The 26992-nt window shown below is 61.5% G+C and carries 31 protein-coding genes and 1 tRNA gene; 16 read left to right on the top strand and 16 right to left on the bottom strand.

Annotation, left to right across the window (positions count from 1 at the left end):
• The first annotated feature begins 35 nt into the window (after window positions 1–35).
• The 3 genes from P0648_RS04705 (at window position 36) to P0648_RS04695 (ending at window position 3117) form a co-directional block, all read left to right on the top strand.
• Window positions 36–332, top strand: a complete 297-nt coding sequence (locus P0648_RS04705) for a PadR family transcriptional regulator (protein ID WP_277505387.1) — start codon at window positions 36–38, stop codon at window positions 330–332.
• A 135-nt stretch (window positions 333–467) separates the two neighbouring features.
• Window positions 468–1787: a S8 family serine peptidase gene (locus P0648_RS04700; RefSeq protein WP_277505386.1), complete on the top strand. Its 1320-nt coding sequence runs from the start codon at window positions 468–470 to the stop codon at window positions 1785–1787.
• 277 nt (window positions 1788–2064) lie between these two features.
• On the top strand, window positions 2065–3117 hold the full coding sequence (locus tag P0648_RS04695) for a hypothetical protein (RefSeq protein WP_277505385.1): 1053 nt from the start codon (window positions 2065–2067) through the stop codon (window positions 3115–3117).
• A gap of 197 nt (window positions 3118–3314) precedes the next feature.
• Here the strand turns inward: P0648_RS04695 and P0648_RS04690 are convergent.
• Window positions 3315–3388: transfer RNA gene (locus tag P0648_RS04690), tRNA-Tyr, on the bottom strand.
• Between the two features lie 139 nt (window positions 3389–3527).
• On the opposite strand from P0648_RS04690, the gene P0648_RS04685 reads away from it, so the two are divergent.
• The 5 genes from P0648_RS04685 (at window position 3528) to P0648_RS04665 (ending at window position 6347) form a co-directional block, all read left to right on the top strand.
• Window positions 3528–4055, top strand: coding sequence for a zinc ribbon domain-containing protein (locus tag P0648_RS04685; RefSeq protein ID WP_277505383.1), 528 nt, complete (start codon window positions 3528–3530; stop codon window positions 4053–4055).
• 203 nt (window positions 4056–4258) lie between these two features.
• A complete protein-coding gene (locus P0648_RS04680; protein ID WP_276245404.1) occupies window positions 4259–4438 on the top strand; it encodes a ribbon-helix-helix domain-containing protein in 180 nt (59 codons plus the stop codon).
• 3 nt (window positions 4439–4441) lie between these two features.
• On the top strand, window positions 4442–5623 hold the full coding sequence (gene ftsZ, locus P0648_RS04675; RefSeq protein ID WP_276245405.1) for a cell division protein FtsZ: 1182 nt from the start codon (window positions 4442–4444) through the stop codon (window positions 5621–5623).
• Window positions 5624–5736: 113 nt separating this feature from the next.
• On the top strand, window positions 5737–6171 hold the full coding sequence (locus P0648_RS04670; RefSeq protein WP_276245406.1) for a trans-aconitate 2-methyltransferase: 435 nt from the start codon (window positions 5737–5739) through the stop codon (window positions 6169–6171).
• Window positions 6168–6347, top strand: a complete 180-nt coding sequence (locus P0648_RS04665; protein ID WP_276245407.1) for a hypothetical protein — start codon at window positions 6168–6170, stop codon at window positions 6345–6347. The genes P0648_RS04670 and P0648_RS04665 overlap by 4 nt, the downstream gene beginning before the upstream one ends.
• Here the strand turns inward: P0648_RS04665 and P0648_RS04660 are convergent.
• The 4 genes from P0648_RS04660 to P0648_RS04645 are packed head-to-tail and all read right to left on the bottom strand — an operon-like array spanning window position 6344 to window position 11807.
• Window positions 6344–7315 (bottom strand): TIGR00269 family protein, encoded by a 972-nt coding sequence (locus P0648_RS04660; RefSeq protein WP_276245408.1) that lies wholly within the window; start codon window positions 7313–7315, stop codon window positions 6344–6346. The genes P0648_RS04665 and P0648_RS04660 overlap by 4 nt on opposite strands.
• Window positions 7316–7359: 44 nt before the next feature.
• Window positions 7360–8061, bottom strand: coding sequence for a hypothetical protein (locus P0648_RS04655; protein WP_277505379.1), 702 nt, complete (start codon window positions 8059–8061; stop codon window positions 7360–7362).
• Window positions 8058–8651 (bottom strand): HalX domain-containing protein, encoded by a 594-nt coding sequence (locus P0648_RS04650; protein WP_276245410.1) that lies wholly within the window; start codon window positions 8649–8651, stop codon window positions 8058–8060. Before P0648_RS04650 ends, P0648_RS04655 begins: the two co-directional genes overlap by 4 nt.
• Before the next feature lie 54 nt (window positions 8652–8705).
• The gene (locus P0648_RS04645) at window positions 8706–11807 is read right to left on the bottom strand and encodes a PAS domain S-box protein (RefSeq protein WP_276245411.1); all 3102 of its coding nucleotides are present in this window, start codon (window positions 11805–11807) and stop codon (window positions 8706–8708) included.
• Between the two features lie 92 nt (window positions 11808–11899).
• Here P0648_RS04645 and P0648_RS04640 point away from each other — a divergent pair, with 92 nt between their 5' ends.
• On the top strand, window positions 11900–12550 hold the full coding sequence (locus tag P0648_RS04640; protein WP_276245412.1) for a hypothetical protein: 651 nt from the start codon (window positions 11900–11902) through the stop codon (window positions 12548–12550).
• Window positions 12551–12597: 47 nt separating this feature from the next.
• Window positions 12598–13218 carry a plastocyanin/azurin family copper-binding protein gene (locus P0648_RS04635; RefSeq protein WP_276245413.1) on the top strand — a complete coding sequence of 207 codons (621 nt, stop codon included), beginning with the start codon at window positions 12598–12600 and terminating at the stop codon, window positions 13216–13218.
• Window positions 13219–13228: 10 nt separating this feature from the next.
• Here the strand turns inward: P0648_RS04635 and P0648_RS04630 are convergent, their stop codons facing one another.
• Together P0648_RS04630 and P0648_RS04625 are read right to left on the bottom strand one after the other, a co-directional pair.
• Window positions 13229–14014 (bottom strand): class I SAM-dependent methyltransferase, encoded by a 786-nt coding sequence (locus P0648_RS04630; protein WP_277505376.1) that lies wholly within the window; start codon window positions 14012–14014, stop codon window positions 13229–13231.
• Between the two features lies 1 nt (window position 14015).
• Window positions 14016–14885, bottom strand: coding sequence for a deoxyribonuclease IV (locus P0648_RS04625; protein WP_369685064.1), 870 nt, complete (start codon window positions 14883–14885; stop codon window positions 14016–14018).
• An 86-nt stretch (window positions 14886–14971) separates the two neighbouring features.
• Between P0648_RS04625 and P0648_RS04620 the strand changes: the two genes are divergently transcribed.
• Window positions 14972–15505, top strand: coding sequence for a peroxiredoxin (locus P0648_RS04620; RefSeq protein WP_277505375.1), 534 nt, complete (start codon window positions 14972–14974; stop codon window positions 15503–15505).
• Here P0648_RS04620 and P0648_RS04615 read toward each other — a convergent pair.
• The 3 genes from P0648_RS04615 to P0648_RS04605 form a co-directional block, all read right to left on the bottom strand.
• Window positions 15502–16317, bottom strand: coding sequence for a biotin/lipoate A/B protein ligase family protein (locus P0648_RS04615; RefSeq protein WP_276245416.1), 816 nt, complete (start codon window positions 16315–16317; stop codon window positions 15502–15504). The two genes, P0648_RS04620 and P0648_RS04615, sit on opposite strands and share 4 nt — an antisense overlap.
• Before the next feature lie 42 nt (window positions 16318–16359).
• The gene (locus tag P0648_RS04610; protein WP_276245417.1) at window positions 16360–16533 is read right to left on the bottom strand and encodes a hypothetical protein; all 174 of its coding nucleotides are present in this window, start codon (window positions 16531–16533) and stop codon (window positions 16360–16362) included.
• A gap of 238 nt (window positions 16534–16771) precedes the next feature.
• On the bottom strand, window positions 16772–16984 hold the full coding sequence (locus P0648_RS04605) for a DUF302 domain-containing protein (protein ID WP_276245418.1): 213 nt from the start codon (window positions 16982–16984) through the stop codon (window positions 16772–16774).
• 52 nt (window positions 16985–17036) lie between these two features.
• Here P0648_RS04605 and P0648_RS04600 point away from each other — a divergent pair, with 52 nt between their 5' ends.
• Both P0648_RS04600 and P0648_RS04595 read left to right on the top strand, forming a co-directional pair.
• Complete coding sequence (locus P0648_RS04600; RefSeq protein ID WP_276245419.1) at window positions 17037–17705, top strand: hypothetical protein; 669 nt, start codon at window positions 17037–17039, stop codon at window positions 17703–17705.
• Window positions 17706–17848: 143 nt separating this feature from the next.
• Complete coding sequence (locus tag P0648_RS04595) at window positions 17849–18757, top strand: serine/threonine-protein kinase RIO2 (protein WP_276245420.1); 909 nt, start codon at window positions 17849–17851, stop codon at window positions 18755–18757.
• 148 nt (window positions 18758–18905) lie between these two features.
• Here the strand turns inward: P0648_RS04595 and P0648_RS04590 are convergent, their stop codons facing one another.
• A complete protein-coding gene (locus P0648_RS04590; RefSeq protein WP_277505372.1) occupies window positions 18906–19769 on the bottom strand; it encodes a hypothetical protein in 864 nt (287 codons plus the stop codon).
• Between the two features lie 337 nt (window positions 19770–20106).
• Here P0648_RS04590 and otsB point away from each other — a divergent pair, with 337 nt between their 5' ends.
• Window positions 20107–20922: a trehalose-phosphatase gene (gene otsB / locus P0648_RS04585; protein WP_277505371.1), complete on the top strand. Its 816-nt coding sequence runs from the start codon at window positions 20107–20109 to the stop codon at window positions 20920–20922.
• Window positions 20923–21015: 93 nt separating this feature from the next.
• Window positions 21016–22338: an MFS transporter gene (locus P0648_RS04580; RefSeq protein ID WP_277505369.1), complete on the top strand. Its 1323-nt coding sequence runs from the start codon at window positions 21016–21018 to the stop codon at window positions 22336–22338.
• On the opposite strand, the gene P0648_RS04575 is transcribed toward P0648_RS04580, so the two are convergent.
• The 5 genes from P0648_RS04575 to P0648_RS04555 all read right to left on the bottom strand — a co-directional run bounded on the left by P0648_RS04575 (window position 22327) and on the right by P0648_RS04555 (window position 26031).
• Window positions 22327–23814 (bottom strand): trehalose-6-phosphate synthase, encoded by a 1488-nt coding sequence (locus P0648_RS04575; RefSeq protein WP_277505368.1) that lies wholly within the window; start codon window positions 23812–23814, stop codon window positions 22327–22329. The two genes, P0648_RS04580 and P0648_RS04575, sit on opposite strands and share 12 nt — an antisense overlap.
• A 119-nt stretch (window positions 23815–23933) precedes the next feature.
• Window positions 23934–24179, bottom strand: a complete 246-nt coding sequence (locus P0648_RS04570; protein ID WP_276245425.1) for a PRC-barrel domain containing protein — start codon at window positions 24177–24179, stop codon at window positions 23934–23936.
• 287 nt (window positions 24180–24466) lie between these two features.
• On the bottom strand, window positions 24467–25543 hold the full coding sequence (locus P0648_RS04565; protein ID WP_277505367.1) for a hypothetical protein: 1077 nt from the start codon (window positions 25541–25543) through the stop codon (window positions 24467–24469).
• Window positions 25536–25742 (bottom strand): DUF4177 domain-containing protein, encoded by a 207-nt coding sequence (locus P0648_RS04560; RefSeq protein WP_277505366.1) that lies wholly within the window; start codon window positions 25740–25742, stop codon window positions 25536–25538. Before P0648_RS04560 ends, P0648_RS04565 begins: the two co-directional genes overlap by 8 nt.
• Window positions 25743–25842: 100 nt before the next feature.
• A complete protein-coding gene (locus P0648_RS04555) occupies window positions 25843–26031 on the bottom strand; it encodes a DUF1328 family protein (RefSeq protein WP_276245428.1) in 189 nt (62 codons plus the stop codon).
• Between the two features lie 358 nt (window positions 26032–26389).
• Here P0648_RS04555 and P0648_RS04550 point away from each other — a divergent pair, with 358 nt between their 5' ends.
• On the top strand, window positions 26390–26977 hold the full coding sequence (locus tag P0648_RS04550; RefSeq protein WP_276245429.1) for a 50S ribosomal protein L15e: 588 nt from the start codon (window positions 26390–26392) through the stop codon (window positions 26975–26977).
• Window positions 26978–26992: the final 15 nt, after the last annotated feature.

The following is a 26992-nucleotide window of genomic DNA, read 5'->3' as shown; positions in this document are numbered from 1 at the left end:
TAGGGATAAGAAGGGGTACACGATAATGTGATGTAATGCACGACCTGACTGGTTTCCAGCGTGACCTGTTGTACGTGATTGCAGGGAAAGAAGAACCGCATGGCCTCGCCATCAAAGAAGAACTCGAAACGTACTACGAGAAGGAGATTCACCACGGGCGACTCTACCCGAACCTCGACACGCTCGTCGACAAGGGCCTCGTCGAGAAGGGCGAACTCGACCGCCGGACGAACTTCTACACGCTCACGCGTCGCGGGCGGCGTGAGATTGAAGCCCGCAAAGACTGGGAAAAGAAGTACCTCGACAACGTGCTGAACGCGGCCACGGCGTAAGCCACGCGACACCCACCTCCACTTTTGTAACAATTGCACGAACGAGCGACAGCTTCGTCCAAATGTTATCCGGTTTTAATTAGACGAGTTTAATTATAGAATAATATATATTCGTGTGAACGAAAGTTAGCTCGCATGGTAGCTACTTCACGCCGTCGCTTCCTCAAAGCGAGCGGCCTTCTCGTGGGTGGGATTGCCGCCAGTCCAACAGTCTCCGCCACCGAATCGACCGACCGTTTCATCGTCGAATCGAAGAATCTGCGGGACGCAGACTTCGAAGACGCCGCCCTCACCGTCGTCCATCCCCTTGACGCACTGGACTACACCGTCGTCTCCGGGACAGAGTCGGCCGTCGCCGACCTCGGTGTCAAATACGAACCAGACCTCGTTTACGAACTCGACCTCCCTGTGACCGCGACGGAAGCCGCGGACGAGCCAGGCTATCCCCTTCAGTGGGACAAACAGGTACAGGACATTCCCGCCGTCCACGACGTGACGCGCGGCGAGGGCACCCGCGTGGCAGTCATCGACTCCGGCGTCTCAGCGAGTCACCCGGACCTCCAGCACGCCGTGAACGTGGACCTCTCCCGTAATTTCACAGGTGACGGCTACGGCGCGGGCCGCGCCGTCGGCGGCGGGCACGGGACCCACGTCGCGGGCATCATCGCCGCGAACGACCAGAACGACGTGGGCGTCACCGGCAGCGCACCGGCGACCGAAATCGTCGATTGTCGCGTGTTCTCGACTGGCCCCTCCGCGAGCTTCGCCGACATTCTCGCCGCCCTCGTGTACGCGGGCGAAATCGGCTGTGATGCCGCGAACATGAGCCTCGGCGCGTACCCCGTCTCGCGACAGGCGAACGGGGAGTTCTACGGAAAGGTACTCAACAACACGACCTCCTACGTGAGCAACCAACTCGGGACACTCATCGTCGCCTCCGCCGGGAACGACGCCGCGGACCTCCAGCACGACGGGAGCGTAATCAGCCTCCCGAACGAGGCAGCAAACATCATGAGCATCAGCGCAACTGGCCCCATCGGCTACATGTGGGGCGAAGAAGGGCTCCGCGAGGAGTTCGTCTCGCCTGCGTTCTACACGAACTACGGCACGAACGCGGTGGACCTCGGCGCGCCCGGCGGCGACGCGGATACCGACGCCATCGATACGGGGGTACCGTGGTTCTACGACCTCGTGTACAACACGTACACCGTCCCGACCTACGACGAAGCGTCGAACTCGTTTACGTTCGAGAACACCTACTCGTGGCTCGCTGGGACGAGCATGGCCGCCCCGCAGGTCGCGGCCGCTGCGGCGCTCGTAAAGAGCGTGAATCAGGACTATTCGGCCACGCAAGTTAGGGACACCCTCGAGGACACCGCAAGCGTGCCGGAAGGCCAGGACAAGGCGTACTACGGGGCGGGCTTCCTCGACCCGCTCGCCGCCGTACTGAACTGAACCACGGAATCGGGACCGTTTCAGTTTTTCCGATTCTGCGACAACCATTCAACTCTATCGAGAGAACGAACTATTTGAGGAGATCGTTCAGACTTGCGCTGGTTAGGTTCATCAAGAGAACAGTGACGTCCTCCCCACCCTGCTCGCTCCCTAAGGTCTATCGCTGAAGGTGAGGTCTTAGCGCCTACACCGATAAAGATAACTCCACGTTCGGTTCGCCGCTTGATGGAGGAAACTTTGATAAGTTCATACAATTAACTCTAAAATTACGAGTTCGATGTCTGATTCAAATCAGAGAACAGCTCGGAGAACATCTCTCGCAGACGAACTTCCTGACTGGTTCGTCTTTGGAGGCGTGTTTGTACTCGCGATGCTCTTTTCAACGTGGCGCGTTGCGTATCTGGAACTGGGCCAGGCGAATACGCTCTTTTACGATGCACAAATAGTCTGGAAACCACTCACAGAGCAGGTGATGGGAGGCGTACCACTGTATACGGGACCTGCAGTCGATAACAAGCCACCACTCTTCCAGTACGTGAATCTCATCGCTGGATACACGGGCGAATACAATATCTCGATGACCCTCCTCGTCGGGATTGCAAACGCACTCACTGCAGGGCTAGTGTACCGCTGGCGAGCCAACCACGGCGAACCACGCGAAGGAATTGCCATTGCGATACTATATCTCGCGACACTGCCGCTTGTGAACGGACTTGTCATCAACGCCCGATCGTTCGCCATGGTCGGATTAATGATTGCTGTGATATACACCCAGCCCGGAATTCGCGGTGGTGCGGTCGCGGTTGCAGGGCTGTTTTCACAGTATAGCTTTTTTGCCGTGCCAGTTCTTGTCGTCCATTCCTCCCAGCGCACGCAGAAACTCCTCCGGTGGCTCATGGTTTTCACGGCCACAGCCCTCTGTATCGTGGGGATGGCGTTTGCTTCTGTAGGAGTCATTTGGGGCACCGAGTCGATGACGAACGCGATGTACTACAGTATGAGTGGAGCTGGCGAGTACGTTACGAGTGGAAACACTCACTCACCGTTCCACTCTGTGACCACCTGGTTTGGTATTCTCAGTCACACGATGGTGAACCTCGCATGGCTGCTCATTCCAACCACTTTGGGTGGACTTCTGGTGGTAATCGAAAGTTTTCGTGTTCCGTGGTCAGAGCGCACGTTCGCTTTAGCGCTCGGCGTTTCGCTCTCACTTCCATTATTCATTCGTTCACTGCTCTATTACTGGATTCCTGCGCTCCCCTTCTTCGGACTTCTCGCGGTACACGCGCTCTCCCGATTTCTAGCAGGCAGTAGCCATGAGGAACGGTAACTAGCACAGCGGACGACGAAGTAGGAAGTCCAATCTTTGCGACCACACTCCCCGATTCGAACTCGTCGTAGGAAAAGTCCGCTCTCCCCGATTTGAACGAAGTGAGACGGTCTCGTTCGCTCCGCTCACGAGCTGCGACTCACAGGTTCAAACCGTCCGGATAGACGTTTCACTGCTCACATGGTTCGCAGGAAAAGTCCGCTCTCCCCGATTTGAACGGGGGACCAGCCGATCTACAGTCGGCTGCTCTACCAGGCTGAGCTAAGAGCGGATACAATACAACGTAGGTCGATTGTCCGACTTAAGAATTATTATTCGAAACCGCCAGCGGGACGCCGGACGGCTGACGGGCGTCAGACTGGTAGGAAAATTAATATGGTTGGGAGACAAGCCGTAAGACGACAGCTGAGATGAGTAAAATTACGTTTCGGGCCGACGATGATCTCGTGAGACGCCTCGAGGAGTTCGACTCCTCGAAGAGCGAGGTCATGCGCGAGGCACTGCGCCAGTACCTCGACGCCGCGGACCCGACGCCAACCAAAAAGCCGGCAGCCGAGACGAGCCTCGACGACCTGGTCGCGGCACGCGTCGACGCGCTCATCGACGAGCGCCTGGATGCCCTCATCGACGAACATCTTCGGTCGCGCGCGGGGAGCGGCCAGGACGTGAACGTGAACATCACCCTCGACGGAGAAGGGATGCGCGCGCGCCAGACGCCGCGTAAGACATCCGAGCCGGAGCCACTCGACGCGACGGACAATGCCTGTGTCCAATGCGGCGAATCGCTGGACGGAGACCACGTGTACTGCCCGAACTGCGGTGAGAAAGCAACCCACCGCGTGTTCTGTGAGTGTGGCGACGAGGTCCGGTCGGACTGGGCGTTCTGCCCGAGCTGCGGCCGTCGGACCCCGGCAGCCGACGTGTTGGACCGCTCGTAACCGAGTTACGGCGACGATTTTGCGCGATTGTCTTACAATCGCCACAACATTTATAACCCTTCAATTAGTGCATACTTCTGCGTAAGACGGTTGTCTTACACACCAGCAATTTGGGGGTGGCGCGGTGCGGCCTCATGCGGTTTTGGTGTGTAAGACAGGTGTGCGGGGGACCCGCATGCTTCCATCTTACAAGGGGATATACCATGGAGCGTGTGACACTACGGATTCCAAAGCAGCAGATCGAGGAGGTCGAGAGAATGGTCGAGACGGGAGAATTCCCGAACCGAAGCGAGGCCATTCGCTCCGCCGTCCGCGAGATGCTCAACGAACAGACAGAGGGTCGTGAACCGACGACCAAGAAGCGCAACTGGGCGAGGGTCTAACTAATGCAAGACATCGTTCAATCCGCGCTCGAGAACTCTGAAGCAGAACAGCAAAAGCGAAACGACGCAGCTTCGACCAACGACGAATTCGGCGACCCACGCATCGTCATCGTTGGTGCTGGTGGTGCCGGTAACAACACCATCAACCGCCTGTACAACATCGGCGTCGAAGGCGCAGACACGATCGCCATCAACACCGACAAGCAGCACCTCAAGATGATCGAGGCGGACACCAAGATTCTCGTCGGCAAATCGCTGACGCAGGGGCTTGGTGCCGGTGGCGACCCGTCGATGGGCGAACGCGCAACCGAGATGGCTCAGGGGACCATCAAGGAAGTGCTCGGCGAGGCAGACCTCGTCTTCGTCACGGCAGGCATGGGTGGCGGTACCGGGACCGGTGCCGCACCTGTGGTCGCCAAAATCGCCAAAGAGCAAGGCGCAATCGTCGTCGGCATGGTCTCGACACCGTTCAACGTCGAGCGTGCCCGCACGGTGAAGGCAGAGGAAGGACTGGAGAAACTCCGCAACGCCGCGGACTCCATCATCGTCCTCGACAACAACCGTCTGCTCGACTACGTCCCGAACCTCCCAATCGGCAAGGCGTTCTCGGTCATGGACCAGATCATCGCCGAAACCGTGAAGGGTATCTCGGAGACGATTACCCAGCCGTCGCTCATCAACCTGGACTACGCCGACATGACCGCCATCATGAATCAGGGTGGCGTCGCCGTCATGCTCGTCGGCGAGACACAGGACAAGAACAAGACCGAAGAAGTGGTTCGCGACGCGATGAACCACCCACTGCTGGACGTGGACTACCGCGGTGCATCCGGTGGGCTCGTCCACATCACCGGCGGCCCAGACCTTACCCTGAAAGAGGCAGAGGGCATCGCCCAGAACATCACCGAGCGCCTCGACGCCTCGGCGAACGTCATCTGGGGCGCCCGCATCCAGGAGGAGTACAAGGGCAAAGTCCGCGTCATGGCCATCATGACCGGCGTCCAGAGCGCCCAGATTCTCGGGCCATCGACCCAGAAGCAGGCCAACCGCTCGCGTGCGAAGCTGAACGAAGGCAACAACGGTAGCACCAACGACAACGACGACGGCATCAAAACCTTCGGCGCACAGTCCGACGGCGGCCAGAACGAACTCGAGAACAACAACGGTCTCGACGTCATCCGGTAGACGTCGCTCCCAGACCTCATTCCAAGAACTACGGTTTCTTTTTTCGCTTTTTTTCGCCCGTGAGGGCTCCTCGTGCGAAGCGTTTACCGGACTCCGATGAGATGCTTCGTTCAATGACCGACGACGGGACGATTTCGACGTACGATTCGCGGGTCACAGAGTACACGGAGCGAAACCACGACCGCTCGGTAATCGAAGCCGAAGTCCGTGAATTTCTGCGACACGTCGAACGTAAGACACCGCGTGAGACGGCCCGCATCGCCGACGTCGGCTGTGGCCCCGGCTTCGAATCCACGACGTTCGCCGCGGCCGGTCACGACATGGTCGGCGTCGATTTGACCCCCGACTTCCTCCACGCTGCCCGCGCCGACGTGCCCAATGCCGAATTCACCCGAATGGACATGCGCACCCTCGGGCTCGCGTCGGACAGCCTCGACGGCCTCTGGGCCTGTGCCCCTTCCTCCACGTTCCCCGCGAAGACGCACCCGCGACGCTGGCCGAATTTCGGCGTGTCTTACGTCCGGGCGGCGTGCTCCACGTCTCGGTGAAACAGGGAGACGGTGAGTCTGAAGGCGACGTGCACGAGGGCGACTCACGGACGTTTACGCTGTACGAGGTGGAAGAGTTGGAGGAGTTGGCGAACGAGGCTGGCTTCAAGATCGACTCGTGTGAGGCGAACGACGACGGCTGGATTCAGTTGGTGGCGGCCGCAGAAAAGCGCTAGACAGCGTTTACAGCCTCGACCAACTTGCACTTCCGACAGACGTCCCGGGTCGTCGCCGACCCACAGCGTTCGCACTCCACGAGATTCGTCTCGCCGTCGCCGTCCTCGCGGTACTCCTTGGCGGCGATGGCGGCGAGTTCCTCGTAGCCGGCCATAATCGAGTGGCGCGTGCCGGGGTGGTTCGATTCTAAGTTGAGCAGGAGTTCCTGAATCTCGCCGCGGAACGCCTCCGAGGAGTGAGGGCATTCGGTGATGTGCGCGGGGAGGTTTTTGATGTGGGCGTAGAGGGCAACTTCCTTCTCGGGAATGTCACGGAGCGGCTTGGCGCGGGGGATGAAGTGGTCTGACTCGCCGCGCTCGTCGAAACTGCCGAGACTCGCGTCGAAGTGTTTCGCGACCTGTCGGACGTCGCCTTCCAAGATGTTCATCAGCGCAGTCTGAGCTTCGTCGTCCAGATTGTGCCCGGTCAGGAGTTTGGTCGCGCCGTATTCTTCGGCGTACTTAGAGAGCAGGTCCCTGCGGAACACGCCGCAGTAGGCGCAGGCGGCCATGTTCATCGGGTCCTTCTCGACGACGTCGTCCATCTTCAGGTCGAACTCGTCCTCGTAGGTGACGACTTCGTGGCGCATGTCGAGTTTCTCCGCGAGTTCGACGCAGGCGTCGAGACTGGTGTCGCGGTAGCCCTCGATGCCCTCGTGAATCGTGAGCGCAATCATCTCGATGCGCGGGTCCTGGTTGAACGTCTCGTCTAAAATCGAGGTGAGGACCACGCTGTCTTTGCCCCCCGAGAGGCCGATGACCCACGTTTCGGGGTCGTCGGGCGTGGCCGAGCGCGGGACGAGTGAGTCCTCTCGAATCCGGCGTCGGACGCGCTTTTCGACCGACTGGCAGAAGTGGGACTCACAGAGGTGGCCCCCGGAGTACGCCGCGTGCATGACAGCATCGCGGTCGCACTTGTCGCATTCCATTGGGCGACGATTACGGAGCGGCGCGTATCACCGTTTCGCCTTAACTACTCGAGTGGCGTCCAGGTGGACGCTACGTTCGGCAACCCGACCACGCGCGCTTCGAGCGTCCCGTCGTCGGTTTCGCGGAGTTTGAGGGCTGCGTCGAACAGCGACCTGAGCACGTTCAGGTCCGCGTCGTCGTGGGCCGACGGGTCGATGGTGTAGACGCCAAAGTAGCCCGCGGCGGACACCCGCCCGGTGAGGACGTGGAGGAAGTTGAACACGCGGCCGACCTCGGCGTAGCGAAGTAGCGTCGAGAGGGAGAACACCCCAAGCCGGAGGCCCGACGTCGCCCCCGCACCGATTTCCTGCGTGCACTTGACGAGGCCGACGCCGATGCCGGTGAGGTCGCTCGGCGAGGTGACGTACTTCACGTGAGGTTCGTCGTCGAACGAACCCTTCCCCGAGACGCCGGTACAATCGACGACGTACAGCCGGTCTGCGTCGCCGTCGAAGGCCGAAACGTCGCGGACGACCCGGTCTGCGTTCGCGTCCGAAGAGATGACGACGGCGTTCTCGCCCTGTGCGGTACCAGTCGCGAGCAGCTGCGTCGCAAGCTGGCGGGTGTCCGCCTGGAGCGGCCCCTCGATGAGGAGGTTCGTCCCCGGTGGCACCTCCTCGAACCCTTCGATGTCGATGGCCGAGCCGAGCACGTAGGTCGTCGGACGCGAGACGACCGCCTGCAGTTGCCGGTCACTGCTACTCATTGCTTGCCACCTCCCTCGCCCGCGTCGAACCCACGGATGGCTGCGACGAACGACATGTCGTCGAGAAACGCGTCTTTCTGTGCGTCGAGTTCGGCTTCGAGTGCCTCGATGGCGGCTTCGAGTTCGGCGAACGCTTCACTTCCTGCCAGTTCGCCGGCTGGCTTCTCTGCTGTGAGTGCGGCCCGTTTCGCGAGCAACGAGTGGTACTCCCTGACCTGTCCCGTGTAGGCATCGCGTGCCAGTAAATCCTCAATCGTCTCGACGAGTTGCTGTTCGGTCGGTGGCTTTCTGACGTAGTCGTCGAAGCCCATCTCGATGATGTCGAAGTCGGGGTCGACTGCGGTGACCATCGCGACTCGACAGTCGATATTCCGGCTTCGAATTTCGGCGAGAACTTCGTCGCCGGACAGCCGGGGCATCATCCGGTCGAGCAACACGACGTCCACCTCGTCGGTGAGCACGTCGAGGGCCGCCTGCCCGTCTCCGGCGTGACGAACGTCGTATCGGTCCAACAACCACATCTCGTAGGTTTCGGCGACGTCAAGGTTGTCTTCGACGATGAGGACGACAGGTTTCTCGGGAGAAGTCATTCGAGTGGGCTGATAATTCGGGCCCACTACTATGATGGTTTCCCACGAACCAGGTCAGGCCAGCGGGAGGGTGATGACGAAGACGGCCCCAGAGGGGTCGTTGTCCTCGATGTGAACCGTACCGCCGTACTGGTCGACCATCGTATCGACGAAAAAGAGCCCAAAACCGCTGCCCGCAGACTTCACGTGACCGGTCTCGTCGCGCCTGAAGATGTGGTCTTTCAGGTCGTCGGGGACGCCGACGCCGTTGTCGCCAACGCGGACCGTCGCCGTCTCGCCGTCGGTCGTGAGCGAAACGTCGATGTGTGGGTTCTCCGTTCGGTTGTGCTCGACGGCGTTCGTGATGACGTTGCCCAGGACTTCGGCGAGTAACGCGTTCGCCTCGACGGTGACGGCCTCGTCGATGTCGACGTCGAATCCGATCTCCGGATAGGCAGACCGGATGCGGTCGACCTGTCTTTCGAGAATGTCGGACAGGGACACCGGGTGGAACTCCACGCCCCGTCCCGCGAACAGGTCGAGCATCACTCGGACGTGCTGGACGAGTTCGATGATATTGTCAGACCAGCGCTCGATGGTCTCTGCGTGTCGTTTCTCCTCTCCTTCGAGTCTGTCGCGCAAGTACGTCGCTCGCGACTGAATCACGACCATCCCGTTCAGGATGTCGTGGCGCAGGAGACTGTTGAGAAATTCGAGACGGTCGTTTTGCTCCTGTAAGTCGGCCTCGAAGCGTGCTTCTTTGAGCGCCGCCTCGGTGTTTGCGGCGAGCAACCGCGCGATGGACACGTCGGTTTCGTCGAAGTCTCCGGGGACGAGCGACCCGATGTTCAACACGCCGGCAGACCCGAGCGGCAAGATGAGTTCGCTTCGAATCTTCGTGTTCGGATTGTACCGACCCTCAGTAGCCTGCACGTCCGCAATCGTGAATGGCGTTCCCGACTCGAAGGCCTGCCAGGAGAGGCTCTCACCGTCTGCAGTGAACGTCGGCATTTCGGAGAAGAGTTCGGCCGACTCGTCGGTCCACGCGACCGGTTCGAGTCTCGTCCCCGTCTCGTCGGCCAGCCAGAGGGTACAGAGCGGGAAGCCGAGGACGTTTCGCGCCGTCTCGATGGCGATTTCCGCGACTTCCTGCACCTCGGTCGTCGCGACCATCGTCCGCATATCCGCGTGCAACGCCTCGATGGTTTCTTCACGGGAGATTCGTTCGAGCGCGTTTTCGACGCTGCGAGAGAGGATGCTCACGAGATAGCGACTCGTCTGTGAGACCGTCTGGCGTTCGAGCGACCCCAGCCCGAGCAGCCCGTGCGACCCGAGCGGGACGTACACGGCGCTCGTAAGCGGCAGTGGGAACCGACGCGCGGCGGGGAAGTCCTGATAGTTTTCGACCACCTGCATCTCACCATTCTCGAATGCGTCCATCTGTTGCATCCCGGGCGTGACGACGAGGTTGTCGATTACCATGTCAGCGTCTTCGAACATCTGGTGGGCAGCATCGGACGCGTGCGTCGGAACCAGCGAATCTCGCTCTTCGTCGTACGTCCAGTAGATGGCGAGCGAGTAGTCCATGATGGACTGGCTGATTTCGACCGCAGACTCGATGACACTGGATAGGTCGCGTTCGGTGCCGAGGTCGAGGGTCGCCTCCTGTAAGAGATTGAGCCTGATTTCTTCGAGGCGACGTTCGGTAACGTCGCGAGCCGTACAGACGAGGTGGCCGTCCGCGAGCGCGTTCAGCGACAGTTCCTGCGTGAATTTCGACCCATCGCGTTTCGTAGCGTGGGTCTCGCCGTTCCAGTGGCCGATCGATTGGAGCGCCGGGAACACGGTCGATTCGACGCGTTTCAATTCCGTGGAGTCGTAGTGGGTGCGCCACGACGCTCCCACGAGCGCCTCAGGGTCGTCGAAGCCGTAGAGCCGCGCGTGGGCGGCGTTCAGGTAGACGTACTCCCCGTCCGGGTCGATAATCGCAATCCCGTCGAGGGCGTTTTCTATCGCTGCCGCCTGTAAGTCGAGGCGTTGTTCGCGTTCCTTTCGTTCCGAGATGTCGATGAGGATACCCGTAAACAGGTGCTGGCCATCGAAGGTGGTTTCACCGAACGAGACGCTGAGGGGGACTTCGTGACCGTCGCGGTGGAGTCCCGCCAGTTCGAGCGCACTCCAATCGAGGTGCTGTTCGCCCGTATTGAGGTAGCGGTTTACACCAGCTTTGTGCGCGGGTCGGAATCTGTCTGGAATAAGCGTCGCCATCGGCTCACCGACGAGTTCTACGGCGTCGTAGCCGAGCATTTCGGCGAGTTGCTGGTTCGCGAATTGAATGACGTTGTCCTCGTCGAGCGTGACGACACCGACGGGAGCGTTTTCCGTAAGGGCCCGGAAGCGAGCGCGCTCCTCCCTGAGTGCGCGCTGGGATTCGTGTTTTTCAGTGATGTCACGGATGACGACCGCGAGGCCGCCGTCGTCCAGTTGGTTGACCGTGAGTTCCTTCGGGAACGTCGTTCCGTCGCAGCGAACGCCCGTGAGTTCGCCGCGCCAGCCACCGGTTTGCTGAACCGCAGGTTTCACTTCCTCCTCGAGTCGGTCCGTCTCGACGGTCAGTTCCAGTTCGAGGTAGGAGTGGCCACACAGTTGGTCCGCAGACTCGAAGCCGTAGATGTCGAGAAACGATTGATTTGCCGACTGGAATCGGTGGTGTTCGTCCAGCACCGCGACGCCGTCCATCGTCGCGTCCACTGCCTGTTCGGTCCGAACTGCTCGCTCTCGGTGCTCTGCTCTACGAACGTCCAGAAAGCCGATTGCGGCCCCGGATAGTCCGCCGACGGTGACGTTTACGAGTGCCTGTTCGAGTATTTCTGCCGTCGAGATGCCGCTCGTGAGGTTATGATACCCTGACCAAAGACTCACGACGAAGAGGACGCCAATTCCCGCGACCACCCAGAGCGCGATAGAGGCGACCTTTGCGGGCGAGAGACGGGACTGAACCAGCCACCAGCCGAACCCAACCAACCCCATCGCGAGAAAGAGCGGAAGGACGTGTTCGAGCGCAGAGAGAGACGAATGTTCACTGTACAGGAGGCCGGATGAGAGCGCCGCGAGCAGCCCGCCAAGCAGGGCGACCGACCACTGCTTGACACGGCGCAACGCGACAGCGAAAGACATACCGAACACTCACAACATATCAGCAAGAAAGTTTTCCCTAACCAACACGCGCGGAAGCAACCGTTTTCCGCACCCGCTTGCAATACCCGGGCATGGAACTGGACCGTGCGACGGCGGTCGACCGCGTCGAACGACTCGTCGAGACGGTCGAGAACGAGACGATGCCGGTCCCGGTGCGCGAAATCTGGGTGTACGGCGACCTCGCACTCGGCCTCGACCCCGTCTCTCGCCTCGATATCTACCTGAAAAAGGACCTGCTGTTCCACGGCGACGCCAGCCGTGAGGAGGAGTTTCGCCGCGAATACGGCGTGAAGGGCGTCGGGCAGACCGTCAGTCTGGAGTGGGCAGAACAGTACCCGGAGTACATCCGCGCGAACGACAACGGGCACGTCGCCCCCGAAAAGTGCCTCGCCGCCCACCTCGTCGACAGCGACGAACCGATTCACCTCGAAGTGTGCAACGCCGGGTTCGAGAACAACGTCACCCAGCGCCTGAAAGGCGCGATGGCGCGTGAGGCATACGAACAGATTCTCGACCCCCGCGGGGCCGCCCTCTGGATAGATGGCCAGCGCTCGACTGACGCCTTCGACAAACTGCGAACCGGCGAGTACGTCTTCCCGACGCTCGCGGGCGCACTCGAAATGCTCGGCATGGACGACGACGAAGCCGCCACAGCGGCGGACGCGGTTCGCGCCTACCGGTCGAGTCAGGAGGGCGCGTCCGTCCGGGGTGACGTTGTCTAACACGCTGGCCGCAACAGGTTTTAGACTGGTGTGCTGTATTCCCGACAATGACCGACTGGACGACGCGCCGCCGACTGCTCCAGCTTACGGGGGCAGGGCTCGCACTCTCGCTCGCTGGCTGTACGTCGGGTGGATCCGAGACCGACCAGACGACGAGCGCCACGACCGCTGGACAATCGAATAATACGACGACCACGGCCGCGACGACGACGCGGACGGCGACACCCGAAGACCCAAGCGAACCGTCGGGCGACACGACCGTCGAGATGTGGACGGAGGGCAGTGAGACCGGCTTCGCCCCGGATATCGTCTGGGTCGAACAGGGCGCGACTGTGACGTGGAAGCAGGTCAGTGGCGTCCACTCGGCGACCGCGTACCACCTCGACTACGACCAGCCCACACGCATCCCGGACGAGGCAGAGCCGTGGGACAGTGAGGTGCTGGTAGACGAAGGTGCCGTGTTCGAGCACACCTTCGAGGTGGAAGGCGTCTACGACTACTTCTGTACGCCCCACGAGAAGGTGGGAATGCTCGGGACTGTCATCGTCGGCAAGCCGTCCCCCGACGGTCAGCCCGGCCTGGAACCCCCACAGAAAATGCTCCCCGAGGAAGCCCAGAAGAAAATCGAGGAACTCAACGAGCGGACGAAGAAGATTCTCGACGGGTAATTCGCGTCACTCAAACGCGCCCGACGGTTACGTAAAACGGCACGGTCTCAGTTTTCTCGTAGGTTTCTGCTTGCATCTGCGCGATTGCCTCGCGCCCCATCTCGCGCCACGCGGTTCGCAGGGCGTCGTACTGGTCTGCGGTCAGGTCACCGGCGAGCAGCGTCTTCCGGTCCTTTTCGAGTCCCGACCCGAGCGCTTTTCGCTTCGCCGCTTCGAGTTCGTGGGCCGCATACGGCACAGTGACCGTTCGAGTGTGGTCGTAGCGGACGGTCGAAACGTCGGTGAACCCGGCGTCACGGAACAGGGCAGCCGCGTCCGCGCCGAGCGTCACGTCCGTGTTTACGCCGGCGACGTAGTGTTTACGCGCCGTTTCCGCGAGCTGCGACTCAGCAGCGACGGTCGAATCGATGGTCACCGCACCGTTGTCCGGTTCGATGGCCGCGACGAGGTCGCCCGAAACGCGCCCGAACTCGCGGACGGCGACGGCGGGGTCGGGCAGATTGATGAGCAGTGCCTGACAGACCACGAGGTCGAACGAGTCGTCCGTAAACGGAATCGAGAGGGCGTCTCCGAGGACTGCGGGCCCAGAAAGGTGTGCAAGCAGCGCCGGGTCGCGGTCGAGACCGACCACTTCACTGGGCGTCTCCGCGCTGAGTACCGTCGTCAGTTCGCCCGTGCCACAGCCAACGTCGAGGACACGCCGGCGATTCGGGAGATCGAGACCGGCGAGTGCAGACCGGTCCGTCCACATCCCGCGGCGTGTCTCGCGGAGGTACTCGGCGGCGAAGCGACGCATTTCAGTTTTCGCGCAGGTCCTTCACGCGGTCGATGTTCCACGCGAAGCCCTTGCCGTCTTCCGTCGGCGTTTCGAGGACGAGCGGGACGTCTTCGAGGTCCGGATGGTTGATGATGGCGCGCATGCCTTCTTCACCAATCAGGCCCTCGCCGATGAGGGCGTGTTCGTCCTTGTTGGTTCCACAGGCGTGTTTTGAGTCGTTGAGGTGGATGCACTTGAGGTGTTCGAGGCCGACGACGTCGTCGAGTTCTTCGACGGTTTCGTAGACGCCCTCCTCCGTCGAGAGGTCGTAGCCCGCGGCGAAGGCGTGGGCCGTGTCGAGGCAGATGTCCAGATTCTGGTCCGAATGTTCGAGGACGTAGGCGAGGTGCTCGAAGTCGCCGCCGAGTTTCGTCCCGCTCCCGGCGTCGCTCTCGATGAGGACGGTCACGTCCTCGGGGACGTCGAGTTCGCTCAGCGCGGAGACGGCGTTTTCGAGGCCGCCTTCGACGCCTGCACCGGTGTGTGCCCCGAGGTGGACGTTCACGTACTCGATGTCGAGGGCGGCGGCGGCGTCTACTTCCTCTTGCATGCTGTCGATGGACTTCTGTCGGAGGCCGTCTTTCGGCGTACAGAGGTTCACGAGATACGAGGTATGGATGACCCACGGGCCGTCGAGTTCGGCGGCCGTCCGGTCTCTGAACAGCGCCACCTCTTCCTCGCCGAGGTCCGGGCTTTGCCAGACCTGGGGAGAGTGGGTGAAAATCTGTCCGCAGTTGCCGCCGAAGGCGACCTGGCGGAAGACGGCGTTCGCGATGTTGTCGTGTGGCGGTTTATCGTCGTCACTCGACACTTTCGAACTCGACATAGAAACGTGTGCTCCGACTCGCATACGCGTCTTTTTTCCCAGAGGAGCAAAGGGGCTTCGAAGGTGTCTCCGACCCGAGTCTATACATTCGTGTAGACCTATCAGAAATCATGACTGGAACCAGAGGACTCACTGTCGGACAGGAAGCGCCGGAGTTCACCGCCCCGCTCGTCACGCCGTCGGGGGCCATCGAACCGACCACGCTCTCTGCGCTGCTCGACGACCGGCCCGTCCTTCTCGCGTTTTACACGAACGACTTCACGCCCGACTGCATCAGCGAGTGTTGTGCCTTTCGCGACTACGACTGGTTCGCGACGGGCGAGCAGGTGCAGGTCGTCGGCGTGAGCAAGTCTCGCCCCGCCACGCACCGCCGGTTCATCGACCATCTCGGCCTCTCGTTTCCGCTCTACTCGGATACCGACCTCTCGATTGCGGAGGCCTACGACGTGCGATATCGGGCGTTCAAGGTCGTCCCGCGCGCGCATCGGTCCTGCTTCCTCATCGATACAGATGGCGTCATCCGGTACCGGTGGCTGGCGGACGACCCCATCGACCCGACGCGGGACACCCCGCCGATGGCGGCGCTTCACGAGGCCGTCGTCGAACACATCGGCGAACCGGAAAACAAGACGTTCGGGTTCTAGTTTGCGAGCGGATTCGTCCGCTCTCGGTTCCACGCGTCGGTGGCGAATTTCGTCGCTGCTCGCTCGCGCGCACGGTCGATTTCGTCCTGCGTCCATTGGCCTTCTTCTGCGTTCGCCCACTCACCGAGTGCGTCTTCGAGGGCGCGAACCGCCTGCTCGCGGTCGATGCCCGCGAGTTCGCGAATCGAGGTGATGCGAGTTTCTACGTCTTCGGGAGTGAGGTCAGGGTCTGCAAACACGGCCAGATGCGTCTCCGCGTCGAGGTCGTACTTAAGCGACCCGTGCTGGATGATGGCGTCTCGACGGCGGTACTGGGCGTTGCCGCTTATCTTGCGCCCCGCCGCGACCACGTCGTGGGCGGGATGCAGGTCGCGCAGGTAGCACGACGGTTGGTAAAGCGACGGCTGGGGTTCGTCCGCGAAGTGGGCGGGGACGTCCATCGCGGAGAAGGCATCGAAGACGGGCGTACACAGCAGTTCGTAGGTCTCCATGAGGTCGCCGGGCAACTCCGCCGCGGGCGCGGTAATCGAGTAGGAGATGTCGGTGTCGTAGCCGTGGAAAATACCGCCGCCGCCGGTCGGTCGCCGGGTGACCGTGATGCCTTCGCGGTCGCAGTAGTCCCAGTCGGCGGTGTCTGCCTCCTGTCTGTAGCCGAGCGAGAGCGTGCTCGGTTTCCAGCGGTAGACTCGAAGCGTGCGCGGTCCGCCGGCGGCCGCCGTCTCTGCTGCAATTTCGTCGAGTGCCATGTTCATCGGCCCGTCCCACGATTCTTCGCGGATGAGCCGCCACTCGCGGTCTGCGAGGTCTGTCATCAAGTCACTGTCCGCAGGCCGAAAAGAAAGGAGTTGCGCCGGTCAGTGGTCTTCGAGTGCGCCGTGGGCGGCCCCCGCGTGGATGGCGGCGACCGTCACACAGTCGAGACACGCCCAGACGCGGTCGTCGTTGTCGCCGAACACGCGCCGGAACTGCGGGGTGACGGCCTGTCCGCAGTTTTGACAGAGCGTCTTCTCGAACGCGGCTCCGTTCACGGCGTCACCTCGAACGGGTGGTACGGTCGGTTTCGGTACTGAAACGGTGTGGAGACGGTGGTAGTGATGGCTATTCCCCCCTGAAGGTAATGGCGTGAAAGTCGTGACCCCACACGACTTTCAGTTGGGCCCCGAATTCCCCACCCCCATTGGGTCCGGTGACCCGTACTCATTCGAGAATTTCAACCAACTAACAAATAGTGCTTGAGTGGTAAAGCCCTATTTATTGCACAGTCGATTACGGTGAATCTTCCCCGGTTGCGAGACCATCGAGAACCGAGGCAATCTGCGTCAATCGCTCGTCCTCACCTTCGATATCGTGACGGTCGGACAGATACTGCGGGTCGTTGTATGTCACGTTCACAGTGCCGTCTTCCTCCCAGACGAGGAGTTTCTGGGGCAGGACAGTATCGACTGGATACGAATTTACACCGGCGGCGGGGCAATCCACGCCCACCGAAAGAGATAGGTTGTATATTTGAGATTTGAAAAGCAGCTCCGAAATGCACGCACGAACGATGGTCCTCGTCTGGCTGGCGCTGGCGCTCTCCGTCGGCAACGGTGCTGCGCTGACCCCGCACCCGGCGCTCGACACCGCGGTCTCACTCCCAGACGACACGACCGACACTCTAACCGACACAGACGGCGATGGGCTGACAGACGCCGAAGAGGAACAGAATTACCAGACAGACCCGAGAGAAGCCGACAGCGACCAAGACGGACTCGGTGACGGCAGAGAAATCCAGTACGGCACCGACCCGGCCGACCCCGATTCGGACAACGACGGCGTCCTCGACGGTGAGGAACTCGACGTGACCGACCCCCTCCACCCGGATACCGACACCGACGGGCTGAGAGACGGTGCCGAGTTGGAGCACGGAACCGATCCCGTGCGGAGCGACACCGACGGCGATGGCTTACCGGACGGCGAGGAAATCGACCGCGGAACCGACCCACTCAGTGTCGACTCAGACGGCGACGGTGCGCGTGATGGTGAGGAGGTTCGCCTCGAAACCGACCCGCTGCAACCCGACCAGCGGACGGAACTCGACCTCTCGCTGTCGGCGATGCAAACGCAGATCGCGACGTGGAAACCGGTCGATTTCGTCGGCGTCGGAGTACTGGTCGCCCTGGCTGCGTTCAGCGCGTTTTTCCTCTTGCGACGGGCCTAACGGAGTCGCGCTTCGGCCAGCACCCTCCGTAAACCACCGCGGAATGAACCACTAAGCTCGGATTTTATATCCCAATATGCGGTTTATTCACCATGCTCCCGCACACGCGGAACTTTTAGCCACGGGCCCGCTATCAGCCAGTAATGGTCAGAAACGTCGCACCCGAGATGGCGGATCTCGAGCCCGAGGACTTCTATCTCCTCTCGGGCATCGAACACGGGATGCGCTTTAGCAAGTGGGTCAACCGCGAGAAACTCCCCGAGTTCGCGAACCTCACCGAGAAAGAGGTCGATTACCGCATCGACCGGTGTCACGACCGAGGGTTCATCGAACGAAAGACCCAGCAGTACGAGGGGTTCCGGCTGACCTTCGAGGGGTACGACATCCTCGCGCTACGAACGTTTGCGGAGCGCGACACCATCCGCGGGTTCGGATCACCACTCGGCGTCGGCAAAGAGAGCGACGTCTACGAAGTGCAGTCGTACAAACCGCTCGCGCTCAAGTACCACCGGGAGGGCTTTACGAATTTCCGACAGGTGCAAAAAGAGCGCGACTACACGTCCGACAACCAGCACGTCTCCTGGCAGTACACCGCCCGCAAGGCAGCAGAGCGCGAGTACGAAATCCTCGAAACGCTCTACCCCGACGTGCGAGTCCCCCGGCCCATCGACCACAACCGTCACGCCATCATCATGGAGAAGATAGACGGCGTCGAACTCTCCCGGGCCGGACTCGAACCGGAGCAGGTCGTCCCCGTGTTGAACCTCATCCTCCGCGAGATGCAGGGGGCCTACGAGCGAGGGTACGTCCACTCGGACATGAGCGCGTACAACGTGTTCGTCGGAACCGACGGCGTCACGATTTTCGACTGGCCACAGGCGGTGGCCACCGACCACGACAACGCCGCGGAACTGCTCACCCGCGACGTCGAGAACATCGTTGGCCACTTCCAGCAGAAATACCCCGGGCAGATGGCCGACAACATAGACATGCGCGCCATCGCCCAGGCCGTGATGGCCGGCGAGTTCGAGTCGATCGAACACACGGCGTAGTAGGATTCCGTATTTTCGGCAGTTAGAGCCTCGATACGGCCGAGTATGCGATTGTGGAGGCGCGATGAATAAACCGTATTTCAGGATATGAAATCTGCGTTCGAGGCGGAATCCACCGTAGGTAGCGTGCTACCAACGGTTGAGACGGCTACCCGAACACTTCGAGTTGCGCTTCGTAGTCTGTCCCGTCGTACGCGAAGTAGACCTCCTCGGAGAACTCGACGCGTCCCAAGTCCGGCTCTGGGGTATCGTCCACACCGAGTCGCGCTAAAATATCGGTGAAGTCGGTCGAGAGCGGAACTGTTTCTTCGTATCCGAGACCCCCCTGCGCCGAGTCGAGCAGTGACTGCTGTTCGTCCGTGAGGTCTTCGCTCCAGAAGGTAGTCTCGAGATACGTGTCGTCGAGATAGGCACGGTACGCGGCTTCCGAGTCAGCGATTCGCGTCGCTTCGTGTTCGTACTGCGCGAGTTCGACCGACACTTCTTCCACGACCGCACGGGCGTATACCGTTCCGTCACCCGATTCGAAGACGACGTGCGTGAACGGTGGTGCGGGGACGAGGTCGGTTTCGTCGGCTGACCGGCGAAGGAACAGGTGTCCCCGGTGTTCGGGCGGTTCATCTTCGAGGTCGATAAAGCCGTACTCGGGTGCCATCCTGCCTTCCGCAGTTTCGACTGCGTGAATATCGAGTTCCGAAAGCCCGTGAGTCGTGTCGAGAGGCGTTGGATTACCCAGGCCGAGACTGGAGGTGTACGTTTCGGCGTCAGCAGGTGGTTGACCGTCGATGCGGTCGAACCAGAGCAGCCATCGCGTCCGCGTCACCGTCCCCGTTTCCCTGACGCGCACTTCGTAGTAGTTCCCTTCCTGTTCCAGATAGGCGGGAACGTTTCTCCCGGTGGTCGAAAGGGCGAAACCCTCGGTGGTGACCGCGCCCTCGGTTACGATTCGTGAAGCAAGGTCCCGGTCGGATTCGTCGTACGGACCGGCGGCTCGCCAGGTGAACCGACCCACAAGAGATGGCCCGAGCCTGCGAAGGGAAAGCCGATATCTGGGGGCATTGTCTGTACGTGTAACACACCCACCGACTGTGCCAATGGCCACCCCACCGAGCGAAGTCAGGAACGTCCGTCGAGACGGGGAGCGACCGCCGGGAGTAGCAGATGGCCGATGTGGAGGAACCTGCATACGACAAAATGTTAATCTGTTGGTAAATGTTTTCTCCCACTTCGACGCAAACCAAGTGGATTGGACCTCGAAATAGCCGCTGGTAGCGCGCGCTGGCAGGGGCGGGTGCCGCTGGAACCGCCAGAGCACTTAATTGGCTCACGCGAGTGTGACGACTCACGAAATGTGTTCGTCTCCCCAGTCGCTTCGTGAGCCAGTGTTACAGCGCCGCGTCGCCGCCGAACTGGCAGCCGGAGAGACGCTCGCGCTCTGTCTCGACTTCGACGGGACGCTCTCGCCGATTCGCGCCGACCCGACCGCCGCGACGCTTGCCAGCGAGAATCGACGACTGCTCACCGCGTTCCGTGACCATCCGGCCACCGAAGTGGCCGTCATCAGCGGGCGGGCGCTCGCCGACGTGCGCGACCGGGTTGGCATCGAGGGACTCACCTACGCCGGGAATCACGGACTCGAACTGCAGAGAGACGGGCGAACGGTCATCCACCCGCTCGCGGCGGCGTGTGAACCGACCATTCGTTCGGTGGTCGAGACGGTTCGAGACAGCCTCGCGGACATCGACGGCGCGTTCGTAGAGGACAAAGACGTCACCGCGACCATTCACTACCGAGGGGTTGCAAGTCAGCAGGTCGAGGCAGTGCATCGAGCAGTGGACCGAGCGGTCGCGGACGCAGACCGTCCCGTTCAGGTCGGCGACGGTAAGGAGATACTCGAAGTGCGTCCGGCTGTCTCCTGGGACAAAGGAGCTATCGTCGAACTGGTCGACGAGTCCGCTGGCCCGGGTGCGACTACCGTCTACATTGGCGACGATACGACCGACGAAGCCGCCTTCCGAGCAGTCGGCCGGTCGGGCGCGTCGGTTCACGTCGGAACCACCAGCGAAACCACTGCCGCGTATCAGCTGTCTGACCCGGAGGCGGTGACCGCTTTCCTCGGTAGGTTGTGGGCTGAACTGGCGAGTTCGGCCGACGTTGAGGGCTGAGCGACGGCCGCTTGCTCGCTGTTCTCGCCGTCTTTCGGCGTCGACTGGCCCGCAGTTCTTTACGTCGTGAGAGTTGATTTTCCAACACAATATATGGGTGAAAATAGATGGCTTGCTGCGTGGGGACTGGGCTCGATTGCCGCCGGCGGTGCGTCGTTGCTCGTGCCGCTCTACGTGGTCAACCTCGGTGCCGGGCCCGGCGAACTCGGCGTGCTCGCGTCAATGGCGGCACTCGCTGGCGCAGTCGGGGCACTCGTCTGGGGACGACTCGCCGACAGGATGGGGCGTTGGCGACTGCTCGGCGTGGCTAGTCTCGGCGGCATCGGGCTCTCGCTTGCGACCATTCCGGTCGTTTCTGGAACGACCCTCATTGTCGCGCTGAACGGGTTGCTCTGGCTCTCGTTTTCCGCCGCGACGCCCGTGTTCACCATGCTGACAGTGAACGACGCGAATCCCGGCGAACGGAGTGGACGGCTCGCCCACCTCAACCGAGTCCAGGGCTACGGCTGGGCGAGCGGCCTCGCCATCGGAACTGTCTGGACCGTCGTGTCGAGTCAAATCTTCGCACTCCCGGCGCTCGCGAGCCAGCGACTCTTCTTTGGGATGTGCGCCGCAATGGCAGTCGGAAGCGTCCTCGCCGCCGGGGTCTGGTTGCCTGTCGGTGGGGGGCGGACGCCCTCGAACGGAACGACGAACCGGCAGCGAAACCCTCGTCCGGTCGTCGCGTCCACGTTCCCATTCCTGCCGAGTCAGTTGTACTGGAAGGTCAGAGGGCTCCAGCCCCAGCAGTTCGTCACCCGATTCACCCCGGCGCTGGCGGCGTATTTTTTTACCGTGGCGCTGTTCTTCGCCGGATTCGGCATCTTCTTCGCTCCCCTGCCGGCGTATCTCACGGTGGTCGGCTACTCTGAGACGTTCATCTACCTGTTCTACGTCGTGTCGGCGCTCGGGTCGGCAGTCTTCTTCGGCAAAGCCGGGGAATTGAGCGCGACGCGCAATCGTCGGTCGCTCCAGGCGGGTGCGCTCTCTATTCGCGGGACCGCACTTCCCGCCGTCGCGCTCGTCGGCTCGGGCACGGCATTCGGCGCGGGCGTCCTTGCACTTGGTGGCATCTTCGCACTCATCGGTGCTGCCTGGGCAGTCATCGCGCTCACCGCGACCGAGTTCATCTCGGACCTCGCGCCGTCGGTGATTCGGGGTGAGGCCCTCGGGATGTACACCGCGCTCTCCGCGCTCGCCGGCGGACTCGGAAGCCTGCTCGGCGGGGCGCTCGCCGACACGCTTGGCTACTCGCTCACGTTCACCGTCGCTGGCATCGTCGTGCTCGTGAGCGCCGTGTTCGTGATGAAACCGAAACTCCTGCGCGTCGGGTTCGGCGCGGGACAAAAACAGGAAGCCGGGTCGTCACTCGATTGAGGCGGCCTCGGCGAAGAAGCCGTCTATCCACGACTCCAGATTCTCCTCGCGGACGACCTCTCTGAGCGCACGCATCCTGGCGATGCGCTCTGCTTTCGACAATTCGATTGCCTGCTCGATCGTCGCGGCCATCGCGCCGGTGTCGTGGGGATTGACCGTGAGTGCCCCCTCACCGAGTTCCTCGCTCGCGCCGGCGAGTTCGCTGAGAACCAGGACACCGTCATCGTCTGTCTGGGCAGCGATGTACTCCTTCGCGACGAGGTTCATCCCGTCACGCAGCGAACTAACGAGGCCGATATCGCTGTGGTGATACAGCGAGACGAGGTGTTCGCGTGAGAGGTGCGCTCGCGTCTCGACCACCGGTTGCCAGTCGTCGGTCCCGAAGCGGTCGTTGATGCGCTCGATGGCGTCGGCCACGGTCTCCTGAAGATTCTGATAGGCAGGGATGCGACTGCGACTTTCGGTCCCCTTCTGAACGTAGGTTAGTTCCTCTCGTAGGTCGGGACGATGCTCGAACAGCGATTCGAGGGCGTCGAGGCGCTTTGGAATCCCTTTCGTGTAGTCGAGACGGTCCACGCCGAGGGCGACCTGCACGTCAGCATCGATGCTGTGTTCGGCACGGAAGTCGGCCCAGAACGATCCGTCTGCGGCACGGGCCTGCTTCCGGACGGATTCCTCGTCGATACCCATCGAGGCGTGTGTGACGGTCGTCGTGCCCTGCGCGGTGTGAACCGTATTCTCTTCCCAGTTGACCGTCGCTTCGGGGAGCAACCGGTCTGCACATTCGAGGAAGTTCGCGGCGAACCGCGGCGTGTGGAAGCCGAGCAGGTCGTTCCCGGTGAGGCCGTCGAGGATTCGTTCCGCGTGGGGACAGGCGCGGAAGACGTCCGGGGCGGGCCACGGGATGTGGAAGAAGTGCATCAGTCGGACGTCCTCGTCCAGACGATTTCGCACCATCCGCGGCACGAGGGTGAGGTGGTAGTCCTGGAACCAGATTGCACCGCCCGGCTGGGCGTGGGTGACGACCACGTCTGCGAACTTATCGTTCACCTCACGGTAGGTCTGCCAGTCGCCCGTGTCGATGTCAATTTTCTCGGCCATGCTGTGACAGAGCGGCCAGAGCAGCTGGTTGCTGTAGCCGTCGTAATAGCCTCGAACGTCGAACTCGCTGAGCGAGAGCCGTTGCAGCGTGTATCTGGGTTGGTCGGGCGGGACCCGGACACAGTTGTCGTCGTCGGTCGACGCGGAGTCTGCGTCCCCATCACCCCAGGCGACCCACGTCCCCTGTATCTCCTGCATCACGGGGTCGAGACCGGCGGTGAGGCCGCCACACGGTCTGTCTACGGAAATCGTTTCGTCGTCCTCGTCGAAGGAGTGGCGATACGGCTGTCGGTTCGAAACCACGACCACGTCCGAAAACGCGTTCGTCGGGTCTGTGGCTGCTGACGTCTGATTGACTACAGAGCGCTGTGACATATGGTATAATTGACCACGAGCGCCACCCCTGTAGACCCGTGGCTTGCTTGTGAAAGCCGAGCAGAGAAATTGCCTGCAGACCCGCCTCCAGTAGGTGGTCGAGACTGTTCAGAAACGTGCTAATAATCGTCTTTCAGGTAGACACCGTCGTCGCTGACCGACCCGACTGCGTGGAGTGCGAGCGGGTAGGTGTCCATCCCGTCTTCGCTCACCGACCACCCGAGTTTCGAACGCAGGAGGCCGGAAAGTCCGGTTTGCGGCGCGACGTACACCGTCTCCTGGTCTACGCGTGCGACTTCGCCAACCGTCTCGTCTCCCCAGAACACCGTCTTCCCCGAATCGATTTCGGCGAGTTGTATCGTCATAGCGCTACTTGGAGTCTGTCCCCCAAATTACTTGACCATGCAAATGCAGGCGATATCGCATGCCGGCGGCGACTTGCAAATGCAGGCACAAGAATAGTGCCTGCGCCGTCGGAACTGACGGCTGGGCTCTGGGACGGTTTCCACGACAGCGCTTTCCCGCTGTCGGACGAGATGAAATCATTGGATGGAGCTTCCGAAGGGGGACTCCGCCGCGCTGGGGGGCGCGGACCGCTTCTCTCGTCGCCATCTCAGAACCCGGTGGTTCTCTCGACGCCATCGAAAGCCGCTTAGCGCTGCGATTCGCGCAGGATGAGCGGTCCGATGGCGAGCGTTCGCTTCGCGATGGTTGCGATGCGGGCGATGTACGACACGAGCAACAGGAAGGGCAACAGCGTAATCGACAGCGCCCCGACCACGAGCCAGACGATAGTCGGGATGCCGAGCATCGTGCCTGGCACCGTTCCGCTCCCGATGAACGTGAGCATCCCACCCGAGACGATGAGCGCCGGAATCGCGGCGTAGAGAATCATCTGGGAGAGGTCGATGAGCGCCCACTCGAAGTAGAGTGTCTTGATGTGCTCGCGGGCAGGGCCGAACATCGTGAGCGTCGTCTTCAGTTCTTCGAGCAGCCCCTGGTCGTCGTCGGTGAGGACGTCTTCGTACTCGTGTTGAATCCGCTCGACCTGGAAAATCTTCCAGCCGTAATTGAAGTCGAGCGCCGAGTAGAGCACGTCGAACTCGCCGAACTTCGCGCCGTCGAGTTCGGACTTCACCTCGTCTGCGTTCCCGGTCAGACTGTCGGTGAACTCGTCCACCTCGTCGCGCAATTGGTCGTTGTCGTGACCTGAAATCTGGTCGCGGAAGGCCTTGGTCCGGCGCTGTGTGGCATGGACGAGATGCTGGAGGAACGCAGATGGGTCCGCCGGCACCGGGTGGCCGAGCAACTCCTTCGTGTAGGTGCGAAAGTCCATCGTGTTGCTCATGCGCAGGTGCTGGTCGCCGAGTGGGCCGTTCTCCTGTGAGACGACCAACTGGGTGATGGTGACGACGAGCGTCGTCCCGGTGATGATCGCCCCGAGCATGGTCGAGAAGATTGTCTCGATGGTGTCCCCCGACTGGAGGTCGGACTGGAACGCCGGGTAGAACACCGCCCCGAGGACGAGCAACGAGACGAACACCAGGCCGGCGAGCGCCCCCGTCACCGCGAGGCGGTTCGCGTCCAGCATCACGTACAGTTTGATGCGACTCTCGTTGGTCCGCTCGGTCATCGTGTTCGCGGTGCTGATGTCCGCGTCACCAGCGGTGTCTAACTCCGTGTCCGAGTCGGCGTCGCCGTTCAAGTCGGTCGTCGCCTGATCACTCATCACTGCCCTCTGTGGCCGGGCGTTTGAAGACCAGATACTTCGTCCCGCCGCCGACGTACGAGATAGATTCCGCGAGTTCCCACCCCTCGCTGCCGAGTTCGTTGAGTTCAGCTGTCGGGTCCGTCGCCTCTTTCTTCGTCGAACCACGAGGCGGCTGAATTGTCTTGTACTCCCACGCCACCGTCGAATCGCTCCCCATAGATTCTGCGTTGGGACGTGAGTTAAAAAGGCAACTGGCCAGCAGTTTGGCGTTGTGACTCTCAGGGTCGCGAGTGCGTCAGAAAAATCACGGCGTCACGTCACAGGATGAGCGCGATGATGGCGAGGATGAGGAAGATCGCGATGAAGATTTTCGCGATTTCCATCGTAATCCCCGCAATCCCGCGTGCTCCCACGACGGACGCGATGATCGCCAGCACGAAGAACAACAGCGCATACTGGAGGAACTGGCCGGAGAACGCCTGCAGCGGCGTGAGTAACTCCAACATCTCAGTTCACCTCCGAACGGCCGGATTGGTGTGCGGGCAAGTCGCCATCTGCGCCGCTTGGTAGTGGCACCATGGCGTCCTGTATTCTGGGCCGGATGCCCTTTGTTAAGCAGATGCAAAGATTACAAAATACGGACCTTATGTCCGACGTAAGGTGTGAAACGGTTCGTAGCGAACGTCCGATTCGAAGGCCTTAAGCGGCAAAGCGCGGAAGTGGCGAACAACTCGCTGGGCGACACGGGCACCAGCGGGCACCTGTGAATTCAGGTCGGAATGTGGCCAGGGTGGACCGTCCACCGAACCGCACGGCCCCGCGCCGTCGAGATGGCTGAACCACGCAACGCCCGTGGTGATACCCATGGCAAAAAGCTTCTACTCTCACATCCGAGACGCATGGAAGACCCCGAAGGAAGGCAAACTCGCCGACCTGCAGTGGGAACGAATGCAGGACTGGCGAAACCAGGGCGCAATCGAGCGCATCGAGCGCCCCACCCGCCTCGACAAAGCCCGCCAGCTCGGCTACAAGGCCAAGCAGGGCATCGTCGTCGTGCGCGTCAGCGTCCGCAAGGGCAGCGCCCGCAAACAGCGCCACAAAGCCGGTCGCCGGTCGAAGCGCCAGGGCGTAAACCGCATCACGCGCAAGAAGTCCATCCAGCGCATCGCCGAGGAGCGCTCCTCGACGAAGTACCGCAACATGCGCGTGCTCAACTCCTACTGGGTCGGTGAAGACGGCCGACAGAAGTGGTTCGAAGTGATTCTGGTCGACCCGGCACACCCGGCCATCCAGAACGACGACGACCTCAACTGGATCGTCGACGAAGACCACAAGGGACGCGCCTTCCGCGGTCTCACCAGCGCCGGCAAGTCCAACCGCGGCCTCCAGAAGCGTGGCAAGGGGACGGAACACAACCGTCCGTCCACCCGCAAAGGCCAGCGTCGCGACTAAACCGCAGTTTTTCTT

Origin of the sequence: Haladaptatus sp. DYSN1 (assembly GCF_029489995.1) — an archaeon.
Lineage (GTDB): Archaea > Halobacteriota > Halobacteria > Halobacteriales > Halococcaceae > QDMS2.
The sequence above is the reverse complement of the archived record's forward strand: the minus strand, read 5'-3'. Positions and strand labels throughout refer to the sequence as shown.

What these genes read in the sequence shown, in the direction of transcription:
- P0648_RS04550 (WP_276245429.1), top strand. Translation starts at nt 26,390, where the DNA reads ATGGCAAAAAGCTTCTACTCTCACATCCGAGACGCATGGAAGACCCCG.
- P0648_RS04575 (WP_277505368.1), bottom strand. Translation starts at nt 23,814, where the DNA reads ATGTCACAGCGCTCTGTAGTCAATCAGACGTCAGCAGCCACAGACCCG.
- P0648_RS04700 (WP_277505386.1), top strand. Translation starts at nt 468, where the DNA reads ATGGTAGCTACTTCACGCCGTCGCTTCCTCAAAGCGAGCGGCCTTCTC.
- P0648_RS04555 (WP_276245428.1), bottom strand. Translation starts at nt 26,031, where the DNA reads ATGTTGGAGTTACTCACGCCGCTGCAGGCGTTCTCCGGCCAGTTCCTC.
- P0648_RS04680 (WP_276245404.1), top strand. Translation starts at nt 4,259, where the DNA reads ATGGAGCGTGTGACACTACGGATTCCAAAGCAGCAGATCGAGGAGGTC.
- P0648_RS04600 (WP_276245419.1), top strand. Translation starts at nt 17,037, where the DNA reads ATGCACGCACGAACGATGGTCCTCGTCTGGCTGGCGCTGGCGCTCTCC.
- P0648_RS04655 (WP_277505379.1), bottom strand. Translation starts at nt 8,061, where the DNA reads ATGAGTAGCAGTGACCGGCAACTGCAGGCGGTCGTCTCGCGTCCGACG.
- P0648_RS04645 (WP_276245411.1), bottom strand. Translation starts at nt 11,807, where the DNA reads ATGTCTTTCGCTGTCGCGTTGCGCCGTGTCAAGCAGTGGTCGGTCGCC.
- P0648_RS04625 (WP_369685064.1), bottom strand. Translation starts at nt 14,885, where the DNA reads ATGCGAGTCGGAGCACACGTTTCTATGTCGAGTTCGAAAGTGTCGAGT.
- P0648_RS04570 (WP_276245425.1), bottom strand. Translation starts at nt 24,179, where the DNA reads ATGACGATACAACTCGCCGAAATCGATTCGGGGAAGACGGTGTTCTGG.
- P0648_RS04595 (WP_276245420.1), top strand. Translation starts at nt 17,849, where the DNA reads ATGGTCAGAAACGTCGCACCCGAGATGGCGGATCTCGAGCCCGAGGAC.
- P0648_RS04685 (WP_277505383.1), top strand. Translation starts at nt 3,528, where the DNA reads ATGAGTAAAATTACGTTTCGGGCCGACGATGATCTCGTGAGACGCCTC.
- otsB (WP_277505371.1), top strand. Translation starts at nt 20,107, where the DNA reads ATGTGTTCGTCTCCCCAGTCGCTTCGTGAGCCAGTGTTACAGCGCCGC.
- P0648_RS04640 (WP_276245412.1), top strand. Translation starts at nt 11,900, where the DNA reads ATGGAACTGGACCGTGCGACGGCGGTCGACCGCGTCGAACGACTCGTC.
- P0648_RS04660 (WP_276245408.1), bottom strand. Translation starts at nt 7,315, where the DNA reads ATGGAATGCGACAAGTGCGACCGCGATGCTGTCATGCACGCGGCGTAC.
- P0648_RS04630 (WP_277505376.1), bottom strand. Translation starts at nt 14,014, where the DNA reads ATGCGTCGCTTCGCCGCCGAGTACCTCCGCGAGACACGCCGCGGGATG.
- P0648_RS04695 (WP_277505385.1), top strand. Translation starts at nt 2,065, where the DNA reads ATGTCTGATTCAAATCAGAGAACAGCTCGGAGAACATCTCTCGCAGAC.
- P0648_RS04650 (WP_276245410.1), bottom strand. Translation starts at nt 8,651, where the DNA reads ATGACTTCTCCCGAGAAACCTGTCGTCCTCATCGTCGAAGACAACCTT.
- P0648_RS04670 (WP_276245406.1), top strand. Translation starts at nt 5,737, where the DNA reads ATGACCGACGACGGGACGATTTCGACGTACGATTCGCGGGTCACAGAG.
- P0648_RS04705 (WP_277505387.1), top strand. Translation starts at nt 36, where the DNA reads ATGCACGACCTGACTGGTTTCCAGCGTGACCTGTTGTACGTGATTGCA.
- P0648_RS04580 (WP_277505369.1), top strand. Translation starts at nt 21,016, where the DNA reads ATGGGTGAAAATAGATGGCTTGCTGCGTGGGGACTGGGCTCGATTGCC.
- P0648_RS04620 (WP_277505375.1), top strand. Translation starts at nt 14,972, where the DNA reads ATGACTGGAACCAGAGGACTCACTGTCGGACAGGAAGCGCCGGAGTTC.
- P0648_RS04615 (WP_276245416.1), bottom strand. Translation starts at nt 16,317, where the DNA reads ATGACAGACCTCGCAGACCGCGAGTGGCGGCTCATCCGCGAAGAATCG.
- P0648_RS04565 (WP_277505367.1), bottom strand. Translation starts at nt 25,543, where the DNA reads ATGAGTGATCAGGCGACGACCGACTTGAACGGCGACGCCGACTCGGAC.
- P0648_RS04560 (WP_277505366.1), bottom strand. Translation starts at nt 25,742, where the DNA reads ATGGGGAGCGATTCGACGGTGGCGTGGGAGTACAAGACAATTCAGCCG.
- P0648_RS04635 (WP_276245413.1), top strand. Translation starts at nt 12,598, where the DNA reads ATGACCGACTGGACGACGCGCCGCCGACTGCTCCAGCTTACGGGGGCA.
- ftsZ (WP_276245405.1), top strand. Translation starts at nt 4,442, where the DNA reads ATGCAAGACATCGTTCAATCCGCGCTCGAGAACTCTGAAGCAGAACAG.